Annotated in this window: 22 protein-coding genes, 1 tRNA gene and 2 pseudogenes; 14 read left to right on the plus strand and 11 right to left on the minus strand. The window is 46.3% G+C overall.

Annotated elements, in window-relative coordinates; translation table 11 throughout:
* Window positions 1-23: 23 nt before the first annotated feature.
* The 3 genes from BUA44_RS00490 to BUA44_RS00500 are packed head-to-tail and all read right to left on the minus strand — an operon-like array spanning window position 24 to window position 5,527.
* Window positions 24-797, minus strand: a complete 774-nt coding sequence (locus tag BUA44_RS00490) for a sulfite exporter TauE/SafE family protein (RefSeq protein WP_072807623.1) — start codon at window positions 795-797, stop codon at window positions 24-26.
* Entirely contained in the window at window positions 794-2,083 is a 1,290-nt protein-coding gene (locus BUA44_RS00495) for a hypothetical protein (protein WP_072807624.1), read from the minus strand. Before BUA44_RS00495 ends, BUA44_RS00490 begins: the two co-directional genes overlap by 4 nt.
* A 57-nt stretch (window positions 2,084-2,140) precedes the next feature.
* Window positions 2,141-5,527, minus strand: coding sequence for a transglycosylase domain-containing protein (locus BUA44_RS00500; protein ID WP_255370407.1), 3,387 nt, complete (start codon window positions 5,525-5,527; stop codon window positions 2,141-2,143).
* 163 nt (window positions 5,528-5,690) lie between these two features.
* On the opposite strand from BUA44_RS00500, the gene BUA44_RS00505 reads away from it, so the two are divergent.
* Window positions 5,691-5,779, plus strand: a tRNA-Ser gene (locus BUA44_RS00505).
* 138 nt (window positions 5,780-5,917) lie between these two features.
* On the plus strand, window positions 5,918-6,277 hold the full coding sequence (locus BUA44_RS00510) for a hypothetical protein (protein WP_072807625.1): 360 nt from the start codon (window positions 5,918-5,920) through the stop codon (window positions 6,275-6,277).
* On the opposite strand, the gene BUA44_RS00515 is transcribed toward BUA44_RS00510, so the two are convergent.
* Window positions 6,278-6,700, minus strand: coding sequence for a (deoxy)nucleoside triphosphate pyrophosphohydrolase (locus BUA44_RS00515; protein WP_072807626.1), 423 nt, complete (start codon window positions 6,698-6,700; stop codon window positions 6,278-6,280).
* Window positions 6,701-6,732: 32 nt separating this feature from the next.
* Here BUA44_RS00515 and BUA44_RS00520 point away from each other — a divergent pair.
* Window positions 6,733-6,999, plus strand: a pseudogene (locus BUA44_RS00520) (MarR family winged helix-turn-helix transcriptional regulator); the annotation flags it as partial.
* Window positions 7,000-7,020: 21 nt separating this feature from the next.
* Here the strand turns inward: BUA44_RS00520 and BUA44_RS00525 are convergent.
* The 4 genes and pseudogenes from BUA44_RS00525 to BUA44_RS15170 all read right to left on the minus strand — a co-directional run bounded on the left by BUA44_RS00525 (window position 7,021) and on the right by BUA44_RS15170 (window position 9,725).
* Window positions 7,021-8,385: an ATP-binding protein gene (locus BUA44_RS00525; protein WP_072807961.1), complete on the minus strand. Its 1,365-nt coding sequence runs from the start codon at window positions 8,383-8,385 to the stop codon at window positions 7,021-7,023.
* A gap of 242 nt (window positions 8,386-8,627) precedes the next feature.
* A pseudogene (locus BUA44_RS00530) lies at window positions 8,628-8,912 on the minus strand (KilA-N domain-containing protein); the annotation flags it as partial.
* A 44-nt stretch (window positions 8,913-8,956) separates the two neighbouring features.
* On the minus strand, window positions 8,957-9,556 hold the full coding sequence (locus BUA44_RS00535) for a GNAT family N-acetyltransferase (RefSeq protein ID WP_072807627.1): 600 nt from the start codon (window positions 9,554-9,556) through the stop codon (window positions 8,957-8,959).
* Window positions 9,531-9,725, minus strand: a complete 195-nt coding sequence (locus tag BUA44_RS15170) for a hypothetical protein (RefSeq protein ID WP_073058087.1) — start codon at window positions 9,723-9,725, stop codon at window positions 9,531-9,533. The genes BUA44_RS00535 and BUA44_RS15170 overlap by 26 nt, the downstream gene beginning before the upstream one ends.
* A 146-nt stretch (window positions 9,726-9,871) precedes the next feature.
* On the opposite strand from BUA44_RS15170, the gene BUA44_RS00540 reads away from it, so the two are divergent.
* Window positions 9,872-10,204, plus strand: a complete 333-nt coding sequence (locus BUA44_RS00540; RefSeq protein ID WP_072807628.1) for a hypothetical protein — start codon at window positions 9,872-9,874, stop codon at window positions 10,202-10,204.
* On the opposite strand, the gene BUA44_RS00545 is transcribed toward BUA44_RS00540, so the two are convergent.
* Complete coding sequence (locus BUA44_RS00545) at window positions 10,167-10,751, minus strand: PIN domain-containing protein (protein ID WP_072807629.1); 585 nt, start codon at window positions 10,749-10,751, stop codon at window positions 10,167-10,169. The genes BUA44_RS00540 and BUA44_RS00545 overlap by 38 nt on opposite strands.
* Complete coding sequence (locus tag BUA44_RS00550; RefSeq protein WP_072807962.1) at window positions 10,732-11,058, minus strand: type II toxin-antitoxin system RelB/DinJ family antitoxin; 327 nt, start codon at window positions 11,056-11,058, stop codon at window positions 10,732-10,734. The genes BUA44_RS00545 and BUA44_RS00550 overlap by 20 nt, the downstream gene beginning before the upstream one ends.
* Before the next feature lie 309 nt (window positions 11,059-11,367).
* On the opposite strand from BUA44_RS00550, the gene BUA44_RS00555 reads away from it, so the two are divergent.
* The 8 genes from BUA44_RS00555 (at window position 11,368) to BUA44_RS00590 (ending at window position 23,118) form a co-directional block, all read left to right on the plus strand.
* Entirely contained in the window at window positions 11,368-12,321 is a 954-nt protein-coding gene (locus BUA44_RS00555) for a DNA-methyltransferase (RefSeq protein WP_083579400.1), read from the plus strand.
* A 417-nt stretch (window positions 12,322-12,738) separates the two neighbouring features.
* A complete protein-coding gene (locus tag BUA44_RS00560; protein ID WP_072807630.1) occupies window positions 12,739-13,932 on the plus strand; it encodes a DNA cytosine methyltransferase in 1,194 nt (397 codons plus the stop codon).
* On the plus strand, window positions 13,925-16,195 hold the full coding sequence (locus BUA44_RS00565; protein ID WP_072807631.1) for an ATP-binding protein: 2,271 nt from the start codon (window positions 13,925-13,927) through the stop codon (window positions 16,193-16,195). The genes BUA44_RS00560 and BUA44_RS00565 overlap by 8 nt, the downstream gene beginning before the upstream one ends.
* Window positions 16,188-17,102, plus strand: a complete 915-nt coding sequence (locus BUA44_RS00570) for a response regulator (RefSeq protein ID WP_072807632.1) — start codon at window positions 16,188-16,190, stop codon at window positions 17,100-17,102. Before BUA44_RS00565 ends, BUA44_RS00570 begins: the two co-directional genes overlap by 8 nt.
* A 31-nt stretch (window positions 17,103-17,133) precedes the next feature.
* Entirely contained in the window at window positions 17,134-18,051 is a 918-nt protein-coding gene (locus BUA44_RS00575) for a restriction endonuclease (RefSeq protein WP_072807633.1), read from the plus strand.
* A gap of 54 nt (window positions 18,052-18,105) precedes the next feature.
* Window positions 18,106-19,308 (plus strand): DNA cytosine methyltransferase, encoded by a 1,203-nt coding sequence (locus BUA44_RS00580; RefSeq protein WP_178348712.1) that lies wholly within the window; start codon window positions 18,106-18,108, stop codon window positions 19,306-19,308.
* Window positions 19,309-19,318: 10 nt separating this feature from the next.
* The gene (locus tag BUA44_RS00585) at window positions 19,319-21,190 is read left to right on the plus strand and encodes an AAA family ATPase (RefSeq protein ID WP_072807635.1); all 1,872 of its coding nucleotides are present in this window, start codon (window positions 19,319-19,321) and stop codon (window positions 21,188-21,190) included.
* Window positions 21,187-23,118, plus strand: coding sequence for an LlaJI family restriction endonuclease (locus BUA44_RS00590; RefSeq protein ID WP_072807636.1), 1,932 nt, complete (start codon window positions 21,187-21,189; stop codon window positions 23,116-23,118). The genes BUA44_RS00585 and BUA44_RS00590 overlap by 4 nt, the downstream gene beginning before the upstream one ends.
* Window positions 23,119-23,263: 145 nt before the next feature.
* Here BUA44_RS00590 and BUA44_RS00595 read toward each other — a convergent pair whose 3' ends face one another.
* Window positions 23,264-24,178 (minus strand): hypothetical protein, encoded by a 915-nt coding sequence (locus BUA44_RS00595; RefSeq protein WP_072807637.1) that lies wholly within the window; start codon window positions 24,176-24,178, stop codon window positions 23,264-23,266.
* Window positions 24,179-24,423: 245 nt separating this feature from the next.
* Between BUA44_RS00595 and BUA44_RS00600 the strand changes: the two genes are divergently transcribed.
* Both BUA44_RS00600 and BUA44_RS00605 read left to right on the plus strand, forming a co-directional pair.
* Entirely contained in the window at window positions 24,424-24,660 is a 237-nt protein-coding gene (locus BUA44_RS00600; protein ID WP_072807638.1) for a hypothetical protein, read from the plus strand.
* A gap of 134 nt (window positions 24,661-24,794) precedes the next feature.
* Complete coding sequence (locus BUA44_RS00605; RefSeq protein ID WP_072807639.1) at window positions 24,795-25,379, plus strand: hypothetical protein; 585 nt, start codon at window positions 24,795-24,797, stop codon at window positions 25,377-25,379.
* The last annotated feature ends 140 nt before the right edge of the window (window positions 25,380-25,519 follow it).

A 25,519-nucleotide genomic window follows, 5' to 3' on the forward strand; every position in this document is an offset into this window, starting at 1 on the left:
TTTAATTCGCATAATATTGCGAATTAAATAACAAGGTCCACAATCAGATACACGGCCATCGCGACGCTACAGGCGCTGATAAAGTGCTGGACAAACTTGTTGCCCTTTTTCCTTTGCGTAAAGCTCCCGAGGTAACCGCCGAACCATGCACCCGCGGCCATCACGAGGGCGATGGGCCAGTCGATCTTGCCCGCGATGCCGAGTGCCATGGTACTCACGATAAGGAACACGTTGGTGAGCGCGTTCTTGAGCGCGTTCACGCGGACGGCGTCCATGCCGGTGTAGCGCGTAAGCCCGAATATCTGCACGAACCCGACACCCACCTGCACGATGCAGCCGTAGATGGCGATGCCGAAGAACCCGAGCGCACCCTTCCACGTGAGTTTTTCGGGGGGTGTCGCGGGAGGCTTGCCGAGGATGTCCTTGCGGAGGTTGCTCATGACCACCACGGCGCAGATGACGACCGCGAGTATCGCCTGGAACGCCTTGTCGCCGATGTGCACGAGGAAGCATGCTCCCACGAGCGCGCCCAGGAAGGTGGGTATCACGAGCTGCATGAAGATTTTCTTGTTCAGGTAGCCGTGCTTCATCAGGTTGTATGCGCTGCTGCAGTTCCCGATGATGAGCCCGATGCGGTTGGTGCCGTTCGCGACGGTCGCGGGCATGCCGAGGAAAATCATGATGGGGAGGCTCAGCGTGGAACCGCCGCCCGCGATGCTGTTGATGAGGCTGACTACTGCCCCCAGCACAAAGAATGCGGGGTACTGCGCATATTGCCACACTTCGGAGTCAATCATTTCGCGAGTTCCTTCTCGAGGAAGCTCTTGTTGTCTACGACCTTCTGCTTCTGCGTGTATTCGGGGTATTCCGCGAGGCACTTGTCAAGCGGTGCGATGGCGTCCTGGAGCAACTTCTTTTTCTTTGTGGCATCCTTCTGCTTCTGCGCCTTCGCGAATATCTGCGATGTGGTTTTGCGCTGCGCGTTGCAGAACGTGTTGGCGAGTTCCTGGTACTTTGTGCCCGCCTCCTTGCGCAGCTTGCTCGCCTTGAGCTTGGTGAGCAGCGACTTGGCTTCGGCGTACTTGCCTGCCTTTACGAGTTCGCCGGCTTTTGCGAGGGCCTCGGCGGGGTCGTGCGATTCCCAGTACTTGGTTGCCTCCTCGTCGTTTGCGGCCATGAGGCCCGCGATGTAGTCGATAAGCGCCTGGATCTGAATTTCTTTCTCGAAATCGCGGTAGCGCATCTGCAGTTCGTTTGCCTTCTGTGCCGCCTCCTTGAACTGGGCGTGGTCATCGGCGAGCGCCTTGATGCTTGCGTATTCCTTCTTTGCCTTCGCGAGCGTGTTCTTGTAGGCGACTTGCATCTGGCCGTTCGCCCAGTTCACGAGCGAGTCGCCCGGGGCGAGCGCGATGAGGCTATCCGCAGTCTCCTTGACCATACTGTAGGCGGCCTGCACGCGGTTCATGTTCTGGATGGTAAGCACGTAGGGCTCGAACGCCTTCGCCTTCTCGGCGCGGGTCTTGCCGAACTCGTTCAGCATGGAATCGGTCTGCGTTTCCCAGGTGTTCCAGAGCGGCTTGATGATGCGGAAACGTTGCAGGTATGCGCTCGCGGAATCGGTCAGGCCCTGCGCGTAGAGGGAATCCGCGTATGCGAACACGCGGGAGACCAGCGCGGGGAAGGCGGTGTAGGGGTCTACGGGAACGTCGTTCAATACGGGAATGGGCGTATTATGGGTAACGTTGTCTGCACTGCCGCCTTTGTGCGGGCTTGTCGCGGGAATGGAATCCGGAGAGGCGAGCCTGTAGCTGTCGAGCGCACTCGATGTAAAGACGGGCGATGCGTCAGATTGCGGAGCCACCGCCTGCTTGCCGGGCGCGGATGCGGACTTGTCGCCGGCTATGGAACTTTCACCCGCGGGCGCGTTGCCCTGCGGAACGGCCTGCGTGTCGGCCGCAACTTCACCTGCACTTGCCTGCGGTGCTGCGTCGGTCGCGGGGCAGGGCGTGTTCCCTGCGCAGGCGGCGAGCGCGAAAGCCACTGCCGGCATCAGGAGGGATTTGTACAAAAATTTCGTGCTCATTTCGCACTCCTCATTTCACACTTCTGTCGGCGCATCGCGCCGTTCTTTAACCTGGTCTTATTCCGCCTCGATAGGTACGAATGCGCCACCGTCCATACCTGCGGGCAGATCCCAGTCGTCGTCCTTCGGCATGGCGGCCTTCGGTTCTGCCGGGGCGGCCGCGCCGTTTAATGCCGCGCCGTTTAATGCCGCGCCGCTGTTTATAGGCGCTTCGGCCGGCGCGTTTTCAACCGGCGCAGGTGCCGCCGCAGCGTTGCCTGCGGGCGCGGCGGGCTGCTCTGCAGGCGCCTGTGCTGCAGAATTCACTGTTGCTTGTTCCGCGACCGGTGCAGCATTATTCTGCACGGCGCCCGCATCCGGGCCCGCTTCTGCAGGGGCGCCTGCGCCGTTATTCTCCGCGGGGGCGGGCATCGTTCCCGGCATCGGCATGCTCGTCATAATCCCGGTGGTCGCGATGGCCTCGGCCGCCTTCTCCTGGATTTGCGGCGGTACGTATCCCGGTACCTCTATGTAGGGGAGCGGCCTGCCCTGCGATGCGTCGGCGATGTAGAACCCGGTGACGGGATCCACGCTAATCTGCCCGCGCTCGTTTGCCAGGTGCAGCGGGACTTCGCCTGCGGCGAGCATCGAGATGTCGAAGAAGTCAATCATGTTCGGCGTCCCGAGGATTTCGATTTCTTCTTTAGCGAAGGCGGCCCATTGCGGCAGGCCACCCGAGGCGCCCGCGATGCGGGTCTTGCCCGACTTGAGCGGCTTGTTGTTGTCAAAGCCCACGTAGCTGCCGATTGCCACTACGGTATCGAGCGCCACGGCCTCCTTCTCGGTAACGTACACCGGGAGTGCGCCCATGAACGCCACGTTCCTGTAGTCGTTCGTGGTACCCGTCTTGCCGAGGGCGGGGTAACGGAGCGAGGTTCCCTTGTCGGGGCTCGTTACCGTGAGGGCGCCCACCTGGCTACGTGCCGTACCGTTCGTGAACACGGAGCGCAGCATGGCGCCCATCTGCGATGTCACGAGCGAATCAAGAATCACCTTCGATTCCACGGAGTTCCTGAATATCGTCTGCCCGTCCTTCTTGATTTCCTTGATAAAGCACGGTTCGTTCCAGTCGCCGTCCTTGCACTTGTAAACCTTGCCCGTGAGTATGGACTGGTATGCCGTGCTGATTTCGGCAAGGGTAATCTCGTTCACGCCGAGCGGCATGCTGAACACCTTCTGCAACTTCTGGTTGATGCCGATTTCATGTGCGAAGCGTGCGTATTCCGCCATGGAGAGGGAGCGTCGGAAATCCGGCCAGTAGCGCAGGTGCTCCGCATCCAGGTAGTCCACCTCGGAATTCACGGGCTGCATCTTGACGGTAATGCGCTTCAGGTCGCCGAGGGTAAAGTTCCTGAACAGCTTTACGGAATCGAGCGGCGGGAGTGCTTCGGAGAGGTCCGGGTCGAGTTCCTGCACCTCGCGCTTGCGGAGTATCTCGGAGTAGTCCTTGAAGTTGTGTGCGATGAACGCCTTTATCTTGTCGTCTTTCTTCGCCTGCTTTATGGCCACGTCGTTGTAGGTGCCGTAGCGCAGGTCAAGCACGTCGATGGCGCGGTCGAATTTTTCTTCGGCCTCGTATTCCGCGGCGAGCGCGTACTGGGCGCGGGTGAATTCGATTTCGCGTTTCACGTCTTCCTTGAGGGTGAGCCCGAACTTGTCGCGCAGCCTCGCGAAGTATGCCTTGGTGTCTTCGTCGGAGAGGCGGGCGTAGCCGTTTTCCTGCGCCACGGAATTGAACTCGTCCTGGTTCAGCTTGTCGAGCAGGTGGTCCAAAAGCCAGATGCTCGCGATGTTCTCGGAACGCGTTGCCGACCACGCGATGGTCACCAGGTCGCCCTTGTTCTTGTGGTCGGGGCGCGGGTAGTAGAACTGGTTCACGTACTGGAACACGTTGTAGTCGTTCTCGAGGATGCTCAGGTAGTTCCAGTTGTGCTTGAGCGCGAGCGCGTAGAGGATTGGCTTCCAGCTACTGCCGAGCTGGCGGAGCGCCTTGAAACTGCGGTCGAAGTCCGTGTTGTGGAAACCGCCCTGGCTTGCCACGACCTTGCCGTTCTTGATGGCGATAAGGCCGCCCTGCAGTACGGGCTCGGTCTCTATCTTGCAGGGCACGAACCCGTTCACCTTGGTCTCGTCGGTGACGCTCACCAAGAGGATTGCGCCCTTCTTGGTCTGGTTGCCGAGTACTGCGGCCGGGTCCTTGCCGACCTGCTTGCCGAATTCCTTGAGGGATTCCGTACCCACCTCGCCCTTGAGCTGTCCAAAGTTCAGGCGCAGCGCCTTGAGGCCGCCCTTGTCGTCGTAGAGTACCGTGTCGATTGCGCCGTACAGGTAGTCGCCCTTGCGTGCGCTCACTGCCTTGTTCGCGTACTGCGCCTTGGGGAGCATGAACCCGCCCAGTTGCATCTGCAGGTTGCTGATGTTGGTCTGGAGTGCGCGCTTTGCGGCATCCTGGCTCTTCGCGTCGAGGGTAGAAACGATTTCGAGCTGCGCCTTGCGCCAGTCGCCGATATCCTTCTCTTCGAAGAGTTTCTGGTAAAAGTCGCTCGAGAGCTTTTCGTCGATGCGTTCGAGGGTGGTGGAAACGCTGAAGCGGAAGTTCCCGTGCTTGAAGCGCAGCGGCTGTGCCAGCGCCTCGTCCATCTGTTCCTTGTCGATGTACTTTTCCTCGACCATGCGGCCCAGCACGTAGCGCAGGCGGTCCTCGCCGCGCTTTATTGCCCTTTCGCGGCGTTCTTCGGTGCGCTGGATAAACGGGTCGTAGTTGAACGGGCCCTTCACGGAGCCCGCGATAAACGCGCATTCCGCGAGCGAGAGGTCCTTGAGTTCCTTGTCGAAGAAGTACTGCGCGGCAATGGCCACGCCCTTGCCCGTACCGGAAACATGGAACTGGTTCAGGTAGAACTCGAGGATGTCTTCCTTGCTAAAATGCGTCTCGAGCCTGAGCGCGTTGATGAGTTCCTTCCACTTGGCCTTGATGCTCCTTTCTTCGCGGCCGAGCACGTTTTTTGCCGTCTGCTGCGTGAGGGTGGAGCCGCCCTGGCGCATGTGGCCGCTCTTGATGTTTGCGACCATCGCGCGCAAGAATCCTTGCAGGCTGAACCCGTTGTGGTTCCAGTAGCCGGCGTCTTCGGCGGCGATAAGCGCGTTCACGATATCCTTGGGAATGTCGCCGTAGGGCACGTAAATGCGGTGGTTCGCATCGAAGAATGCGCCCAGGAGCTCGTCGCCGTCGTTGTAGTACACGCGGGTCTCGCCCGAAAGCACCTGCAGTATGGAATCACGGTTGAACTGGTTGTCGGGGTCCCTCTCCGGGAGAATCCTGAACACGAAGATGTACGCCGGAATGCAGCAAATGAGCCCGACCAGCGCGAATGCAGCGGTAATCTTGAACAGCTTTCCTATCATGGAACCAGATTTCCTAGTTTTCCTTTTTCTTTTTGCCATAAAATCGCCAAAAAGACCCTGCGTGGTAGCGCAGCGCCTTTTATTATATAGGGAATTTAGCATTTTTTGTAAGGTACCCCTTGAAAAATGGCGAAAAATTAAGTAAAATTAGTGTCCCCAAGATGGGAAGATGGCCGAGTTGGCCGAAGGCGCGTCCCTGCTAAGGACGTATAGGACTTAATCCTATCGCGAGTTCGAATCTCGCTCTTCCCGCTGCAAAGGTCCCCCGGAGCAATCCGGGGGATTTTTGTTTTTTGGGGCTTTTTTCATTTTTTATGCTTGACTTTTTTGAAAATTTTATAGATTTCAAGCATAATCGGTTTAAAGACAATCTGTTCCAAGGAGTTTTTTATGAAGACTAGCAGTTTCCTTACGGGCCTTGCTCTCGGTGTCGCGGCGGCTTTTGCCCTCAACAAGAAGTTCCCCGGCAAGTTCTGCTCTTGCAGTTGCGGCGACGATTCCGACAACCCTGCCGTGAAGGATGCCGAGGAGACCGCCGAAAAGCTCCGCAGTTCCACCGATAGCCTGCTTGCGCAGCTCAGCAAGAGCAACGAGCAGAAGCACGAGTCCGAGGCGAAGGTGAAGGACCTCGAGGACAAGCTCTCGGACAAGGAAACCGAGATCGAGAACCTGAAGAACATCATCGACGCGAACAACGCCCAGACCAAGAAACTCGAAGAGGAACTCGAGCAGGTCAAGGCCGGCAAGTAGCTAGCCTTTTACCAGGGCCTTCACGACCTCGATATCGGCAGGCAGCCAGTCGACGCTGTGCAGTTCCGCGCGGTTGAGCCAGCGGGCCGCCTCGTGTTCCAGCAGTTCTGGCGTTTTTCCGCCCGCGATTGCACAGTAAAAGCAGTGCATGGTCAGGTGGAAGGCCGGGTAGTCGTAGTCGACGGTACATATAAACTCGCCAACGCTCACGTCGATGGCGAGTTCTTCTTTTAGTTCGCGAACCAGGGCCTGCTGCGGGGTTTCGCCGGGTTCCACCTTGCCGCCCGGGAATTCCCAGCCGTCCTTGTAGTCGCCGTACCCGCGCTGCGTGGCAAAAAACCGAACGCCTGGCGTGCGAGGCGCAGCCGGATTCCCGAAAGGATCCGCGCAAATGATGCCTGCCACGACTTCTATGCGTTTCATGGGTGTAAAAATAGAAAAAGTGCAACGTCTCGGAACTCGGCAAAAAGCTGTTCCTCGATTCCGGGACGCTCACCCCGCTTTTGAAAAAGCTCGAAGCCAAGGGCTATGTCCAGCGCACCCGCGAACAAAGCGACGAACGCTGCCTTTCCGTAAGCCTCACCGCCGAAGGCGAATCGCTCAAGCGCAAGGCCGCAAGCGTCCCCAAGTCTATGGCCAGCTGCGTGAACCTCTCCGATGCCGAAGCCAAGACCCTGTATACCCTGCTGTACAAGGTTTTGGACGGGTTTGAGGCTCCTTAAAGAACTTTTGCTCAACCAATTCTACTTTATCTGCGATATGGCGTAAAGCGGACATATTTGAACGTGGCGAATTGCATTTTCCGCTTCGGAATCATGATAGTCGAATTGCCCTAAGTTTTCAAGAGAAATACGATAAGCGTTCGAAAGATTTTTCTCGCGCATCATATTCCATAGGCTCTTCATGCCCCCCTGGGTATCTGCCTTGACCTCGATAGGCATGACATGTCCACCAAGGGAATCCACATAATCCACTTCGGACTGGCTATTCTTTTGCATCCGCGTCCAATAGAACAATTCGTGCCGCATATTTGGCGTCTTGTTCCGTAAAAGTTCAAGCCCGGCAACCATTTCTGCCAACGAGCCTTTGTTCACAAGATCCGCGGCACTTGCCGTGAGAATCGCAGAGATTGTCTCGGAAATGTCGCCAAGGGACATATTCATTAGCCGTAATTGCAAACCGGAATCGAGAAGCAGGTATTTTTGGTAAGACGGATCCGCTTCGCTCCCCAAAGGGAGTCCGTTTGCTGCAGAACGTGTTACGGGAGTGACAATTCCCGCAAGGGTAAGCAACTGCATGGCTTCACGGATTTTTTCTGTTTTGTAACCGTTCCCTACCTTTGCATACGTGAATTTCTTTGTGATTTGCAATGCCGCACTTCGGAATGCAGTCCTGAGTAAAGTAGGGTCGACATTCTTCTTGTATTTGGCAAAGTCATCTTCGTACGAAATCAGAATGTCGTCTTGGATAGATTGACACTGTAGATAGTCCTTGCTTTCAACCCACTTGGCGACTACTTCTGGCATTCCGCCCACCATGAGGTAGGTTCTGAAAAGTTCCACGAATTTATTGTGAATCGTTTCCGGCAACGGCTTATCGCTCGATGCCTGGTCGCGGATTTTTAGAAGCTCGTCAAAACCGTTTGCCTGCGCAAACTCGTCAAAGGTCATGGGGTACATGAACATGGAATGGATGCGGCCCACGCCAAAAGTCGGGAGTTCCTGTAGGGCGAATTCAAGCAGTGATCCGGCGGCAATCACGTGCAAGCAGGGCAAATCCTCCTTGAAAAAACGGAGCGACATGATCGCTTCGGGGCAAAGCTGAACCTCATCTAGAAAAAGGAGCGTCTGTCCAGGAATAATAGGCTGGGCACTTATAGCGGAAATTTCAGCAACGATTCTATTCACATCCAGATTTTTGTTAAAAACCTCTTTGTATTCCGGATTCTTTTCAAAATTGATGCTGACGCAATTTTCGAAGTGCTCACCCAGGTGTTCAACAGAACTAGATTTCCCTACTTGGCGTGCCCCACGTAGCAGTAGCGGCTTGTGGTCTTTCTGCTTGGACCATTCCAACAAGAATTTGTCAATTTTTCGCTCAAAATACATTCTAGAACCGCCTCCGGACATTTTCCAAAGAAAAATATAGTCAATTTTGGATATTTTCCAAACAAATAATTCGCCGTTTTCGGATATTTTCCAAAGAAATAATTCAAAAAAGGCGATTTTAGCGGTTTTTCGCCGTTTTTCATCAAAAAACTCCTTTTTCACCGCCCCTAAAACCTTATTAGTTTATTTCGATAACTTGTTTTCCCCAATCGATTCCAGCACAGTCATCTGAGAAATGGCTATCTCGACAGTTCTCGCCGCACGGACCAGCCCAATTGAGCCTTTTCTGCAGCCTTGAGACGCTGGTATTCGTGAATGGGAAGTAGGTGAAATCGTGGGCTAATCCACATTCCAAAATGATAGGCGATATCCCTATGGGCGAATGTTCCCCCATATCGGCCTGTTTTTGCTACTATGCCAAGGGCATTAGTGGAAAGTATCCATTGTTTTGTCGAAAGGACGAAATTGTTGCTTCCTGCCATATTTTTAATTGTACCGAATTCGGTATAATTAAAATCGGGATTGAAGAAAAACGTGTTCGTGCCCACTGTCACCAGTGGTGTCAAAATCTCTACGACACGAAGTCGATTAAGTCCAGATACATCATCCTGGTGTTCAACGACTGGCTCGAATCAACACGGAAGGCTTCTTTCTCGAGATTTTCGTCCGAATACAAAAAGCGGAAACCGTTCTTTTGGTGAAAATTTATCGTTTCGGGCCTGTTGTAGGCATCGACAACCATAAAGCGACAACCGGTCTTGTTATCCGGGTGGATAAACCAGGAAATCAGGTAATCAATGACCTGACTCCCCAAGTGCAAGCCGCTGCGTTGGAACTGGCCGTTAACTCCCAATCGTCCAATCAGGAGCGCAGGATACGTACGCGTATGCTTTGCATTGGGCACCTTGCGTTCCAGACGGTTCCGCGAAGACTTGGGAATCATTGTCGATTTGATGCTGTCGTTGGACAAAGTGAAGGCGCAGGCTATCTGCGGCGATTCCGTATTCGTTACAGCGATATAGCTTTTCCCCAACAATTGAGCGGAGTACAAGTACGCATCGTTCCGAAAGAAATCGTCTAGATCCTCATCGCCGCAACAGAACGAGGACAGGTCGGTATTCTTGTCGATGGGGTAAAGGGTGCAATCAGATGCTAAACGGATTCTTTCCATTATGGGCCTCTCTGTAAGAACGGGCGCGGGCAGCCATCTCGTCGATTTGGGCGAAGGAAACTTTGAGCCCGAGACGACGCGGATTCTTTTCGTGTTCTTCGGCAGCACGAACGAACGACTCTGCCGTAGAGCCTGTAAGAACCGGGATATTTCTTATTTCAAGAGCCATAATACCCCCATAATCTACATTTATTTGCAGGTTCGGTCAACTGAAATTTGTCAACCCCTTCCCCGGGCAAAATCGCAAAAAATTCGCAGTCCACAAAAAGACATTTTCTGTCACTGACGTTATCTATCTTTCGGGGCGGAGGCACTATGGAAAACGACACGTTCGGCGGCGCGATACTCGCATGGGTCAAGAGCGCAAAGGCGTTCCTGAAAGTCCAGGCGGGCACCGGCGACAACCTGCTCGAAGAAGACATCCGGGAAGGGTTCACCGACTATTGCCTATGGTCCACGTTCCGGCCGGAAAGCATCGACACCGACGGCGAACTCAACATGGAATGCCTGGACAGCGGCATGGTCCTGTTCAGGGAAAACTGCACCCCCGGAGAGGCGCTGGAATCGAGCTACCGGCAAGCCTTCGGCAAGGACTTCGACAGAAACGACGTCATAATCCTGATGCGCGGGAATGACGAACAGCCTTGATTTCGGCCTCGATTTCCTCTTCGCTCATCCCGGCGGTTCCGTTCTTGTGAGCCTCGTCGTTGAGCGTGTACAGGGCTTGCATCAGCCTGGAAACGTCGTAATCGATGCGAGACTCGTTTATGACAAATCCCGACGGAGTAGGCCTAATCAGTTCGTAAAAATCCTTGGGCGATATTGCAAAAGGGCATCCTGGAAAATGTTTTAAATTCCCCGTCACAAGAAAGGCTTTCTTATCCTGATGAGCGAAAGCAACATCGTAGAAAATCTTGTCATCCATATCTGGCAAAACAACACCAGACTCTTTTACCGGCTCATTGACCGCGTATTTTGAAATCTCGTCAATAAAAGAATTCTGATACTCTAACGAGAAATTAAACTTTCCCCTTTGTAGGACTTCCCGATATTCCTCAATAATATTGCTGTCAATAATGGGAATATACTTCTTTTGGGCAATGCCTAGAAAAATCTTTAGTGGGATGGATTCACCCCTGTTTTTTGCCAGTGCGGCAGAAACCAAGACGTTTGTATCAACGACTGCGTACACCATGTTTCTTTTTCCTCTCGGCCCTAGCCGCCTTGATCTCGGCTTCGATTTCCTCTTCGCTCATCCCGGCGGTCCCGTTCTTGTGAGCCTCGTCGTTGAGCGCATACAGGGCTTGCATCAGCCGACTGTTGTCTTGCGTGGTGGCAGAAGGGATTTCGTTCACGTTGAACGGAAGTCCCCTCTCGATGATAGCCCGCTTGAAGAAAATACGGACCGCGGTCGGAATGTCCATCCCGAGCCTTTCGAACAGGTCGCTCACCTCGTTCTTGAGATTATCGTCTACACGGATTTGTAGAATTGACATCGCCATATGCGCCTCGCAGTTGATACAACTACAAAATATAGTATAAACAACGTGTAAAAGCAACATTTTTTTCATTCCTTATCGTCCTTTCATTGGCAACTTGTAAGTTTGATCAGCGTCAGCACCCACATGTGCAAAATTTGCACATGTGAAATCCGTCGCCATTTTCACCTCGTTATAAACAAAAACGGACCTCTCCGCTTGCGCGGGAATGATCCGTAATACCACCCTTTCTGGTGTTTAAGACAATATACAAAATTTTTTGAACACTAAAATGTCACAAATTGTCACTCCGCCGGATCTATATTTCTGCGCATGAAATCACTCGCAAATACCATCTACTCCTGTTTCAAGGACAAGGGCGAATTCTCGCTCAAGGACGCCTATTCCGAAAACTCCGACAAGCCGAAGGAAACCGTCCGCGCACGCATCTACGACAACCTCGGCGTAAAATTCGAGCGCGTCGCCAAGGGCCTGTACAAGACAATCGAGGGCGACGAAAGCTGCGTCGTGATAGAAGGCGACGGCCGCGACCTCTCCATGCTCGGGGACGCCTCAATCGACTGCATCCTGACCGACCACCCGTGGCTCGACAAGAAGTCGAACAAGGGCGGCGACCGCAACTTCGCCACATACGACTGCTTCAGGTACACCCTCGACGACTTCAAAGAAAAAGCCCGCGTGCTCAAGGACGGCTGCTTCCTCGTCGAAATCCTCCCCGCCGAAAACGAGAACAACTACGATTACCTCTACCAGATAAAGAAATACGCTGAACAGTGCGGGCTGCTCTACTACTCGAAAGTCACCTGGAAAAAGGGGAACTTTGTCAGCAATACCGGGCGCAAGTCCAAGAACACGCAAGACGTGATGATATTCTCGAAAGGCAAGGCGCGCTGCCTGCGCATCGACGCCAAAAAGACAAAAGACACCGGGACGCCCCAGTACATGAGCGGCACCGCGCAGATGCTCCCTGCCATGTTCGACATCCCGCCCGTCGCAAGGAAGAACAAGATACACCAGAGCGAACTCCCGCTGACCCTGTGCGAAAGAATCCTCCAGTTCGTGACCAGGCAGGGCGAAACCGTGCTCGACACCTTCGCCGGCAGCGGCGTCGTGGGGGAAGCCGCACTGAATTTGAAACGGAACTGCATCTTGATAGAACTCGCCCACAGGAACATCCTCAAAATCAGGAACAGGCTTGCAGGCAACCCCTTCTTCCGGGAAGTGTTCTGGAAAGCAACCCCGGCCCCCGCCAACCCGAACGGATAAAGGTGGGGGAAGCGTGGGACTAAAGTCCCAACTGTTCGGCTCGATCATGCCAGCCCGCAAGCGGTCTGTCGCGACACTCGCCTTGCACAGTTGTCCCCTGCCTGCAGCCCCGGCTCCAAGTTGTCATTGCGAGCGTAGCGAAGCAATCACAAGCCAACTTTCCGCTGGGTCTTCCGGACACCCCCTCTGCGGGCGGACAGCACTTAGGAGCTTGCTCCTTAGTGCGCATGGCCACCAAGGTGGGGCCTCAGACGCCGGCCCCGCAACGCCCTGGCTCTACGTAAGCGAAAAAAGATGTTCCTATTTACCTAAATGGTGAAAATATGTATATTAAACTTGAGATATTGTATGCATTCAACATTTCTTGACAACAAGGCCAAAAGGCCTGGCAACCTCGTGAAAGGCATGGAGGCGTAAATGCGCTATATCGACATATTCGCTGGGTGCGGCGGCTTGTCCGTTGGTTTGCAAAACGCAGGTTGGCAAGGCATATTCGCTATTGAAAAAAATAAAGACGCATTCTCTACACTGAAATATAACTTGATTGATCATGGTCATCATTTCCAGTGGCCCGATTGGTTGGATGTGAAAGAACATGATATCAAGAAATTTTTGGATGAAAACGAAGATAAACTTCGTGAGCTAGAAGGTCAAGTGGATTTGGTGGCCGGAGGACCGCCGTGCCAGGGATTCTCATTGGCTGGCAAAAGAAATACAAGTGATTCGCGAAACATGCTTGTCAAACAGTACATAAGGTTTGTCAAATTGGTTAAGCCTAAGGCGCTCATATTTGAAAATGTTCATGGTTTTACAGTTCATTTTCAAAGTCAAAAGGGCCGAATATCCCAATATTCATCCTATGTCATAAAAAAACTTAGGAAACTCGGTTACCATACGGATTCTAAAGTTATCGATGTTTCTCAATATGGTGTTCCTCAAAAGCGGCGCAGATTTATCCTTGTCGCAATGCTTGATTCAAATCCCTCCGAAGTTTTTAAGCACTTGGAGAATAACAAAGGTTGTTTTTGCCGAGAAAAAGGTATCAAGCAGTCTGCGACTATTCAAGATGCCATAGGCGATTTGGAGGAATCGAACGGCACATGCCAGTCCCCTGATACGAAACGCTTCCAGGCTGGATTCTATGGCCGCGCCGAGTCGGGTTACCAAAAGTTGATGCGTCAAGGCCTCCAGAATCATCGAGGGGCTGTCGATAGTCATCGTTTTGTTAACCATTCTGCTGCTGTAATTCAGTTGCATAGAGATTTGTTGGACAATGCTCCGAGAGGAAAGCGAATAACGCCCGATGACGGATATGTTGATAATCTGAAAAGACGTGGTGTTACAGTCCTTGACGCAAATTCTCAAGCACCGACAATAACGTCAATTCCAGATGAACTCGTTCATTACGAAGAACCGCGAATTCTTACCGTGCGCGAACAAGCTCGAATTCAAAGTTTCCCCGATTGGTTCGAATTTAAGGGGAAATACACTTCGGGTGGAAAGTTAAGGAAGAAAGAAGTTCCCCGATATACGCAGGTTGGGAATGCCGTTCCACCATTGTTTGCCGAACAAGTGGGAAGAGCCTTGATGGAGGTGATGGGCCATGGCTAATAAAAGCAAAGAACTTAATTTCCGCATTAGTGCGGGTTTGAAAAGTGTTATTGGCCGAGAGTTGATAAGCGATAAATATATCGCAATTTTTGAAATAGTAAAAAATTCCTATGATGCAGGAGCAACATGCGTTTCCATCACTTATAAACAAAACGAAAGTGGCAAATACACCATTATAATAGAAGATAATGGTGTTGGCATGAATTACGATGACATTACACAAAAGTGGCTTTTTGTTGCATATTCTGGGAAAAAAGAAAAGAATCGTTCTGAATCATATGTTGACAAAATGACGCGTCATTTTGCGGGTGCCAAAGGAATAGGCCGTTTCTCTTGTGATCGTCTGGGATCGGAACTAAAGCTTTTCTCTAAAAAAAAGAACGAAGCAGAGACGCATGTCGTTGATATTGATTGGAATAAGTTTGAGGTAGATGACAAAAATGAATTTGTAAACATACCTGTTCTTTATCATACAGAGAAAGAATCCATTCTGCAAAAAAAACATGGAACCATGTTGTTGGTATCGAATCTTAGAGAAGAATGGAATAGAAACGATCTGCTTTCTCTCAAACGTTATTTGATGAAGTTGATAAGTCCCGATTTTAATAGTGATGAAAAAAATTTTTCTATCGAACTGATTGTCCCCAATGAAAAAGAAAACGACGATAAAGTACGAGGACAAGAGGGAGTGAATATTTGGCGTGATACGGTTAATGGAATTGTAAAAAATGACATTTTGGAACAAATAGACATAAAGACAACAAGCATTACTGTTGATATAGATGAAAAGGGGAAGACGATCTCTACAAAGTTGTCGGATCGTGGAGTTGAAGTTTTCACTTTAAAAGAAAAAAATAGGGATTATTCAGAACTTAGAGATATCCATGCGTCGATTTTCTATTTGAATAGCGTTGCAAAAGCTGCTTTCACAAAACAGATGGGAGGGGTTAGACCAAGAGATTATGGCTCCGTTTTTATTTATAAAAATGGCTTTCGTGTAAATCCATACGGAGAACCAGGACTGGATTTTTTTGGTATAGATCGAAGAAAATCTCAAGGTTATAATCGTTTTTTAGGCTCTCGCGAATTGATGGGGCGAATTTCTATAATAGGCAATGATGTTGACTTTATGGAAACGTCTAGCAGAGCGCATGGTTTTATAAAAACTCCAGCTGTAGAAAAACTAGAGGATTTTTTTATAAAAAAAATCTTAACAGTGTTGGAAAAATATGTGGTCAATTTGATTGCTTGGGGAGAACCATTAAAGAATCGTGACAATCATGTAATTTCTCCAGAAGAGATTAACGCCCAAATAATATCTCAGTTTATAACAAATGCTAATCCTAATGATATTGTAGAAATAAACTACAACAAAAAGTTATTCTCAAAAAATAATGAACAATCAAAAAATCTGTATTCGATAGTTGAACGTCTTGAAAAATATGCAAAAAAATCGGAAAATGAAGAGTTTCGCATGTTGGCGAAAAAAGCCAAGACGATTCTGCAGGTGAATGAAGAGCTTGAACAAGAAAACTCTGAAAAGTCTCAAGAACTTGATAGATTAAAACGCGAAAACGAAGCCCGCGAGAAACAGGTCTTTTTCTTGGAGAATGCGAACGACCAAAATGCTGAAAATCTTCTAAATGGCATGCATTCCATCTATACATTAGCAGATGCAAACAAAGGTAATTTAGCGGACTGTATGGATTTGCTCAAAAAAGAGAAAATTTCTAACGAAACATACGATATCCTTGTTGACGTTTTTCAGGTAAACGCGAAAATCCAAAAGATTGCTGATTTGGCGTTCCATGGGAACATTTCTTTGGAAAACCAAACTATAGGGAATGTCTATGACTATGTAAAACAGTATTCCGAAAAGATGAATTATTTGAGAATGCCGCTTCACTTAAAACAAAATGGAGAATTAAGCAATTGCCAATTCAATCCATCATCGTTGGGCATTATTATTGACAATATTATCAGCAACTCCCAGAAAAACGAAGCTAGTAAAATTGATATCATATTCAGTAACGAGAAAAAGTTTGTTCTGGTGTCTTTTGTTGATGATGGACTGGGCTTAGACGCAAAGCTAAATGCTGCTGATTTGTTCAAGCGCGGCTTTTCTGCAAACTCACGAAAAAAAGGATTCGGAATGGGTTTGCCACAAGTGCATGACCTTGTTGAAGAGATGGACGGCTCAGTCTCCATTGATGTAAAATACAAGAAAGGATTTAAAATAGACATAAGGTTGAAACATGAATAATCAATTCAAAATTTTATGGATCGAAGATAATGATGATTGGTATAAAGCCGCGTCAAGAAAGGTTATTGAATTTATTGAGAGCCACTCTCTTTCAACTAATTGTGTCGAACGAAAAAAAACGGGTAAAAATTTAAATTTAGATTCATTGAAATCAAATAATTATGATTTGATTTTGATGGACTATAAATTGCCCAAAGGAAGCCCCAATGGCGATAAAATAATTGAAAATATTCGAAAAAATTTGATATTGACTGATATCTTGTTTTATTCATCTCAATATGATGAAATGATAGAGTCCTTTAGAGAGATGGTTCCAGAAATAGATGGCGTATATTTATCAAAACGAGATCGAAGCCTTTTTCTGGAAAAAGTGGATCGACTTATATCGAAAATCGTTCAGCGATCGGAAGACATTGTTAATTTGCGTGGAATGGTTTTGGAGGCAACAAGTGATTTTGAAGAACAAGCAGAAAAACTCTTGACAAAATTGTATGATAGTGCGAAGGAAAGAAAGAAACAAATTTTAGATTCTATTTTAGACAAAAAAATATTACAACACAACCAAAAAGAAATTAAACAGAAGGTTGCCGATTTTGAAGATGGCAAACTAAATGTCTCGATCGCAAACAACGACTTTCTTGGCATGTATAATCGCCTAACAATATTTGCAGAGTATGCAAAAACAACCAACAACAAAGAAGCAAAAAACATTTTAAATTATTATATGTCTAAATTAGGATATTTTAGAAACAAACTTGGACATGTAAAAAATGGAGATGTAGTGAAAGTCGCAGGCAAGGAATATACAATAAATCAAGACTTCCATCGTATGATGAGAAAAAACATCAATGAATTAGAAGAAGGCTTTCAAAATAAAATCAATTTTCTTCTAAATGATGGAATTTAAGGTGATTTATTCAAAATTCGTAGGTTAGTCCATGTCCGTACCTAAGTTTGAAGAGTTCCTTTATCCGTTCTTGGTTCAAATCAAGGACCGCGATTTGTCTTCTAAAGAAATGCGTGATGCGCTGATCGCCCACTTCGGCTTGACGGAGGCTGATTGCGCTCTCAAGACAAAGAGCGGGACCAACACTCAGGTGAACGACCGGATAAATTGGGTACGTCAATATCTGCGTCGGGCACTTTTTGTGGACCTTCCGCAAAAGGGCGTATATCACATTACCGAACGCGGCAAGGAATATCTGCAAAAGCACAAGACACTTTCTAAAAAAGACTTGATGGCATATCCGGAATTTTCGAAATATGCTACCGGCTCCACTATGGGAGAACCCGTCAGTCCGAGTCCTGTTCCGGTCGAAAACGAATCCCAAGACATGACGCCGACCGAATTGCTAGAACAGGCCTTCGACAACATCAACCGCGACTTGGCGGAGGATTTGCTGCAGAAGGTCATGGAACAGACTCCGAGATTCTTTGAGACTCTCGTTGTCGACTTGTTGAAAAAGATGGGTTATGGCGGATCGTTCGACGATTCCACAAAGGTGACACCCTATGTTCATGACGACGGAATAGACGGCATCATTTACGAGGACAAGTTGGGCCTGGACAAAATATACATCCAGGCGAAACGCTACAAGGCGGACATCACCGTTGGCAAGCCGCAAATTCAACAGTTCGCGGGCGCATTGGATGAACAAAAGGCGACAAAGGGCGTCTTTATCACCACAAGCGATTACAGCAAAGAAGCCCGCAACTATGTCGAAAAATTGAGCAAGAAAATTGTGCTTATCAACGGGCAGGAACTCACTCGGTTCATGATTGAGTTCAATGTCGGCGTAAGCACCAAGAAAACCTACGATGTCAAGCGAATTGACTCGGACTATTTTGAAGAGTGAAAATTAACTGGCTGTTGATTTTTTATCAAGAAATTACTAATGACTTTGATGAATATGAATCTTGAAGAATTTGATGCATTCCTACCTCAGAATGGTTATGAGGAAAATGCAGCCATACTTACTCATTATTTAATGATGAATAATGGTAAGAAAAAAACGATGAAAAAGAAGGTACTTGTAAACGAGTACGGTTTTGAAGAGGGCAAATTAAAGCAAGCAGAAAAATTTTATAATGAATTAGATTTTCCTTTTCAGCCACAAGACAACCCCAATTTCACATTTATTGATTTGTTTGCTGGAATAGGTGGTTTTCGTTTAGCAATGCAAGCTCATGGTGGAAAATGCGTTTTTTCTTCTGAATGGGACAAGGCTGCGAAACAGACTTATTTTAACAATTACGGAGAAGTTCCTTTTGGGGACATTACGAAGCCTGAAATAAAAGCTCAAATCCCAGATAATTTCGATGTATTGTGTGCGGGCTTTCCATGTCAACCTTTTAGCAATATTGGATTACGCAAAGGCATCGAAGACACTCGTGGAACGTTATTCTATCATATTGCAGAAATCTTAAAAGAAAAGCGTCCAAAGGCTGTTTTTCTCGAAAATGTTCGGGGGCTTATAAGCAATGATGAAGGGCGAACTCTAAAAGTTATCTTGCAAACAATTACAGGTATGGGATATGTGTGCAATATTTCTCAGGAAACCATCGAAAATGGTCCGATAGCCAATTTAAAAAAGGATGCGACAAAGCTTGTTTTTAATCCTAAGGATTTTGGAATTCCGCAAAATAGACCACGTATTTATATAGTTCTATGGCGAGCAGATTTGAATTTGGAAAAATTTGATTATCCAAAGCCTACCCATGAGAAAACGCGTGTTGGACAAATTCTGGAACGTGGGAATTTAGAAAAATACACAATTTCCGACAAATTATGGGAAGGCTTTGAGCGAAGAAAAAAAAGAAATGAGGAAAAAGGGAACGGTTTCTCATACAGCGTTTTCAATGCCGACTCTTCCTATACAAGTGCTTTGTTGAGACGTTATTATAAGGATGGACATGAAATACTCATTTCACAGAAAGAGAAAAAACCTCGAAAACTAACACCCCGCGAAGCGGCAAATCTTCAAGGTTTTCCTAGAAATTTTAAATTGCCGTTATCCACGAGTAGCGCCTACCAGCAGTTTGGCAATAGTGTCGCCGTTCCTTTAGTGGATAAAGTCGCTGAACAAATTGTAAATCAAATTTTATCCAAGTAGAGGGAAAATTATGGAGCCGTTACAAACATTTTTAAGCAGTTTGGATTCCCAAACAAAGTATAGGCTTTCCATCCAGCCTACGAAAGGGGTATTTATCTTAAGTAATAGCGGGAAAAGAGAAGATGTAAAAGATTTCTCTTTGCCCATAAATTCCTTACTTTCCTCGCTTAATGATATAAAAGCTCATTTAGAATCGTTTACTTCAAAATATAACGAAGATGAATGGAGAAAGGCAGGAGATTATCTTTCTGATAATCTGGCAAAATCACTTTTCAAATCACAAACACGACCTTTTTTTGAAACCTTAAATAAATTGTTAGTATGGGTTTCTGAAGGTGAATATAAAGATGGAGAGATGCCTTTAACTGTTGAGAATATTGATAAATTGGCATCTGAAGTTGTTAAGATAGATTTTTCAAGTTTTACAACTGAACATTCCTTATTGCAGGAAATGTTCTCCAATTCAAAAATGCGATTAGATCTACCTTATAACCGTATTGTTTTTGGTGCACCAGGAACAGGGAAAACTTTTATTATCGATAAAGAAGCGGAGAATCGTTTTGGGGCAATTGTAGACATCTCTCCAAAAGATGTGTGGCAAAAAATAAGTGAAGAAATCCAAAAATCAGACAAAACAGCGGCATCTTTGTTTGCAATTGGTTTTAAATACTCGCCTACTTTAAAAAAAGAAAATCCGAAATCCTTAGTTCAAAAGTTTAAAATAACCTATGATGGCGCATATGCAATTAATCAAGGCATTAGGGTTGTTGATTTTTTCAGCAAGCTCCCTGAATATGATGCTGAAAAAATCGATGATATCATAAAAAATCAACTGGAAGCATTAAAAAACGAACATTTTTTAATGCAGGCGGGTTCTGCAGCTATTGGACTTAAGTATTCAGAATATTTTTATGGGAAAAGTACCGGCGACATCATTAATGATTTAAATCTAAGCAAAACAAGTTCGCAGGCATCTTGGATTTGGAACGGGGCTCAATCAGCGAATTATTTTGAAGACGACACAGAAGAAAAAGTAACGCATCGATATGAACGAGTTACATTCCATCCTAATTATAGCTACGCTCAATTTGTTGGAACGTATAAGCCAATCCAAGATAGAAACGATAATACCGTTATAAGATACGAATACATTCCTGGTCCATTTATGCGAGTATATGTTCAAGCGATGAAAGCGAAACAGGCTGGTTTAGATGACAATTTTCTTTTAATCATTGAAGAAATTAATCGTGCTAATGTTGCCGCTGTTTTTGGAGATGTTTTTCAGCTTCTTGACCGAAAAAATGGCGTTAGTGAATATCCCATTGCTGCTAGTGAAGATGTCAAGAAATATTTAAAGGATAACGGAATTGATGATTGTGAAGAATTGAGAATTCCTTCCAACATGTACATCTGGGCGACAATGAATAGTGCTGACCAAGGCGTGTTCCCGATGGACACTGCCTTCAAGCGTCGTTGGGAATTCGAGTATATTGGAATTGATGAAAATGAAGATGGAATTAAGGATTATGATGTTCCACTTCAAAAGAAAGAAGATGGTTCTCATGAATGGGTGAAGTGGAACGGTCTTCGCCATTCTATCAATGACAAATTGACAGAAATGAAAATCAATGAAGACAAGTTGCTTGGTCCCTATTTTATTTCAGAAGAAAAGTTGAAGTTGGTCGAAGGCAAAAAAGAAGAAAAAGCCGATGAATTTGTCAAAGCCTTCAAGAGCAAGGTGCTGATGTATCTTTTTGAAGATGCCGTAAAAATGCGTCCTGGCGACCTTTTTGATGAAAATGCTGTTGGCAAGTTGCGTTTCTCGGATATATGCAAAAAGTTTGACGAAATCGGCCAAGGCATTTTTAACTTCAAGAAATGACAGAAGTAAAACCATCCCTATTTCAAGAATTGAAGCGGTACTCCCTAAATGAGATTAGGGACCGTTTGGGATGTACTCCTGAAAATGTTAAAGCCTACATAAATACGCTCCGTAAATACGGGATTGTGAAAATTGTCAAGAAAGACAGTCTTGATTTCGCGGATTTGACCAACGATGACCTTGTCATAGCGGATTCTGCAGAAGAAGTTTCAGGAGCAAGCTACAAGTTTGACTTTGTTGGCATTGTCGCTGTAAAAGATAAAGTAGTCTTCTGCTACCCTAAATATACTACATATTCCGATAAAGAAAAGATTCTCGAAGAATTGAAGTTGGCAATTAAAGCTATTCGCAAATACGATTCTAAAGGCGAATTGGTTCATTTGCATAATAGGGACGATAACGGCGAGTATAACAAATTGGCTTTGTCGTTGCACATTTTGCAGGATTACTTCGAGAACGGAGTCTATACGAACATTCAAGAAATCATAGAAACCAATGGCGATGGTGAAATCGATTGGGACCGGACAATTAATGAAACTTTTGCCTATATAAAAGATAATCGCCCTTATTATCTGGAACTGAAAACTCGATCATCGCAAAATGACGATTTTGATTATTTCAAGCGTCTGCATGAATGTATCGTTACTCAATGCTCCAAATATCTTAAGGAATTGACGATATTGGATTTCTTTGATATGCCGGAGGTTCTTCTAAGTGAATTAGATTTGAAGGACTTTGGCGACACGGATTATATTCTCTACCGTCTGGAACGAGAAATCGCAAACCAATATATCACAAGAAAGCAGAATCTTTTAAAAACGCTTTACACATTTGTCGCCACATCCGGAACAAGTTCGCAAGAGAACTCTTATAGCCTCTATGGGACAAATTGCATGAACCTGGTTTGGGAAAAAGCCTGCGGACAGATATTTGGGAATGAGTATGAAGCATTGAAAAAGCATATTCCAAAGCCTTTGTGGGAATTGGATGGTGAAACCGACAATAAAGCCGACACTTTGATTCCTGACATAGTCACAAGACACACATATTCTGACGGCTCAGAACTCTTTTACATTCTGGACGGAAAATACTATTTACCTCGTATAACCAATAATAAAATTAGTGGAAATCCTGGTGTTCAAGATGTTGTAAAGCAGTTTGTCTATCATAAAGCTTTCCTTGATTACATTTTCAGTCAATACCATTGCACCGTCTTTAACGCGTTCTTGTTCCCCATGCTATCTGATTTATATGAAACGGAAAACATAAAGCTTCGCGGGCATGTGACAATGATGGATTGGGGCGTTGAAACTCTTGTTCCGTTGTATCTGCTGTTTTTAAGGCCGTCTTTTGTATGGAACGCGTATATAAAAGGAAAATCCTGCAAGGACGAACTCAATAAAGTTAGAAGCGAAGTTCAATTCCAAGACGTTTTCTCTGGAATACTCGATACTTCACAGACTTTGCAAAGAAAGTCAAAAGAAAATGTTGACAATCAGCTGACTATGGTCGGTTATTTAAAGCAACCTTATTTTGACTTTATTGCCGATGCATTGTTAAAACCAGAATCTTTTTTATTTTATTTCTACAGAACAAAAGACGGGTTCAAATATCCAATCCATCCCGATTTGAAACATTGCCAAAAATTTATCGGCTATACAGATGACGGTCGAATTATTCGAGGGGATATTTCGAAAAACATCTCTGTAATGGATGCTGAAAAATTGAAGGTTGAATTGGGAAAAGTTGGATTTTCTGGCAGCGCACATTCCGCTGAAGACTATATCGTTGTAGAAATCTGCAATTATAAAATTGACGATTCTATTAGTGTAAGCGAGTTAAAGGAATCCATCAACGCGTATAAGGGAAATGATGCAACAAACGCACACTCCCCGAAAGTGATTGATGTGATTAATTATTTTTTTTGATACAGAAATAAGCTGAACAAGAATACGGTTAGATTCCGCACCAAGAATTATAAGTGAAGGGCGATCCAAACTTATTAAAGGGCACATCGTCTTTTATGAAAGAAAGGCTTCTTTGCAGCGAAACCTTTCTTTTTTATTGGAAAAATTACTTTAGGTTTGAGCCGAAAAAGCGCTTCATTTCTTTTACATTTTCTTCAACATTGTCTTTTAATAATTTAATACGGTTTGAGAACAATGCTGAATCGCCTTTTTTTATGAGGAGATAAATTAAAAATGTATAAGTGGCTAAGTATGCAAAATGATTCATTGCATAACGCTTAAATGTAGTCTTACTACTTTTTGTAGAAGAAAATGATGAGCCGTGTGCATTGTCATTTCTTAAAGAGTATAGTATTCCTAGGAATAAGAAGTATAATAGAAGTTTGCGCGACGGAGAACAATTGTAATTATCAACGCAAACGCTTTGTTGGTTGAAAATTTTTTTGAACAAGCATGCAGCATTTCTTTTTGAGACTACATTTGATGAGTTTAAATCAGGATATTTGCGAAGTATAGCTTCCACTAAATCGTATTGATCCGATATAAGATTATTACGTTGATTTTCAGTAATTCTTTGTTTGACTTTTGGTTCAGTAACGATTCTGTCAATAAAATAGATATTCAATTGTATGGGAATGGCTGAACAAAGATGTTTTATTATATCATTTAAGTCGCTGTTTCTATTTGCATCTTGATCAACTTCGTCGATAAAATCCTTTAATCGCTTGGTAATGTTTGTGGAGGAGAATAACTGCTCTGAATAATTCTCAAAGCCAATAAATATGTAGAAAAACGCTTTATCTGGTTTGTAAGGCATGGTTTCTAATGCATCTATAATACTGCTAATGGCTTTATTGTACTCTTCGTCATCAGAATACCATAATGTAAATGGTGTAAATAACTTTCCTATATCTGTAAAATCGTCACATTTCTTTTTATACTCTATTTCTTTAGGAAATAAATCTGATTTTGGCCATTTGTTGATAAAATCTATTCTTTTTTGTGCGAAAGCAACCGACATAGAAATTCCTTTTTTATGTGGGAAAAATAGAAAATTCTTGAATAAATTATATTCGTATGAAATTGTATTTACTCAAAAAGAAAGGCTGCGTTAGGGATAGTGACCCCTTGGGGACAAGACTCGCATAGCGAGGCTTGGTTCTAGGAGGCGAGCGGCAAGCGTAAGCGCGGGCGATTGCCCCTAGAATATAGCCCGACCCGCGCGTGCGCGGGGAACGCCCAACTAGCGTCCGTTCCCCGGACCACATGGAACATTCCAAGTTCAGGGGCGATGCCCGCTATGCGACTCTGCTCGATGTCATGAGCAGCATGGAACTGGTCTACAAGAAAAACCAGAACCTGTTCGTCTATGTCGCCAAGAACAAGCGTAGCGGAAACAACCGGATTAACTGGCAGCGGACTAAAGCAAAAAAGACGCCCTTTATTCAGGGCGATTCGCCAATCTACATGGAGCTGGTGAACAAGAAGAAATTTTTTGATTAGGACGACCGCAGAAGAAAAACGAAGACGGCAAGATAATCGACCACCTGTACAAGGAAAAGTCGCTGATATTCGCCGACGGGAGCGAAAGCATTTGGCACATTGGCGAAAGCAAGTATTATAAAGAAGAAAACGAGGTGCTCGGCCAGTCGGTTGCAAAGCAGTACACCTACGCCAAGAACAATGTCCAAGACTTTTTCTCTCCCGATTTTGTCGATGGCAATGACGAATGCTATAGTTCGGGTGTCCATCAAGGAGTTCGCTACAGGGACTCGGTGACAGAAGGCTACAGCGTCACGCCGAACTTCTTTATCCGCGGATTTGTCCCAAAGTACGAAAACGACGATCAGTACGGCGATCCGTATTTTTCGAAGAAAGGCGAAACAAAGGATATCGTTGAGCCCAACGAAGATGATATGTGGGGTAAGCGCAACCGCCATTTCCGTGCGCTAGTGGGCCGCGTGTTCCAGCCTGCGGGAACGCCTCATTGCCTGATACTCGCGCTGGAGCAAAGTGCCGTGAACGCTTCGCTGGAAGGCGCCTTGGATAAAGATTACGAAAAAATTCGTCAAATTGTTAAAGACGAAAAGTGCGAAATATTCCAAGTGTGGCCCCATGAAATTTGGGATAACGGTAATTCCCAGAAATGGGACGATGAAAGCCTGCAGCAAAACAAAGTCACTGAATTGGGTGTGGTTGACGCACTTGTAAAATTTTCTTAGGCCCCTTGCCAACTTTTTAGATATTAGGTACATTAAAGCTGCACGTGGTTCTCTGTCAAATGGAGAGTCGCGTTTTTTTTATTCCGATTTTATCGAGGTCAAAATTTTTGACCTCGGTGCAGGAATAAGGGGACGCCTCT

Source organism: Fibrobacter sp. UWR3 (assembly GCF_900143055.1).
Lineage (GTDB): Bacteria > Fibrobacterota > Fibrobacteria > Fibrobacterales > Fibrobacteraceae > Fibrobacter.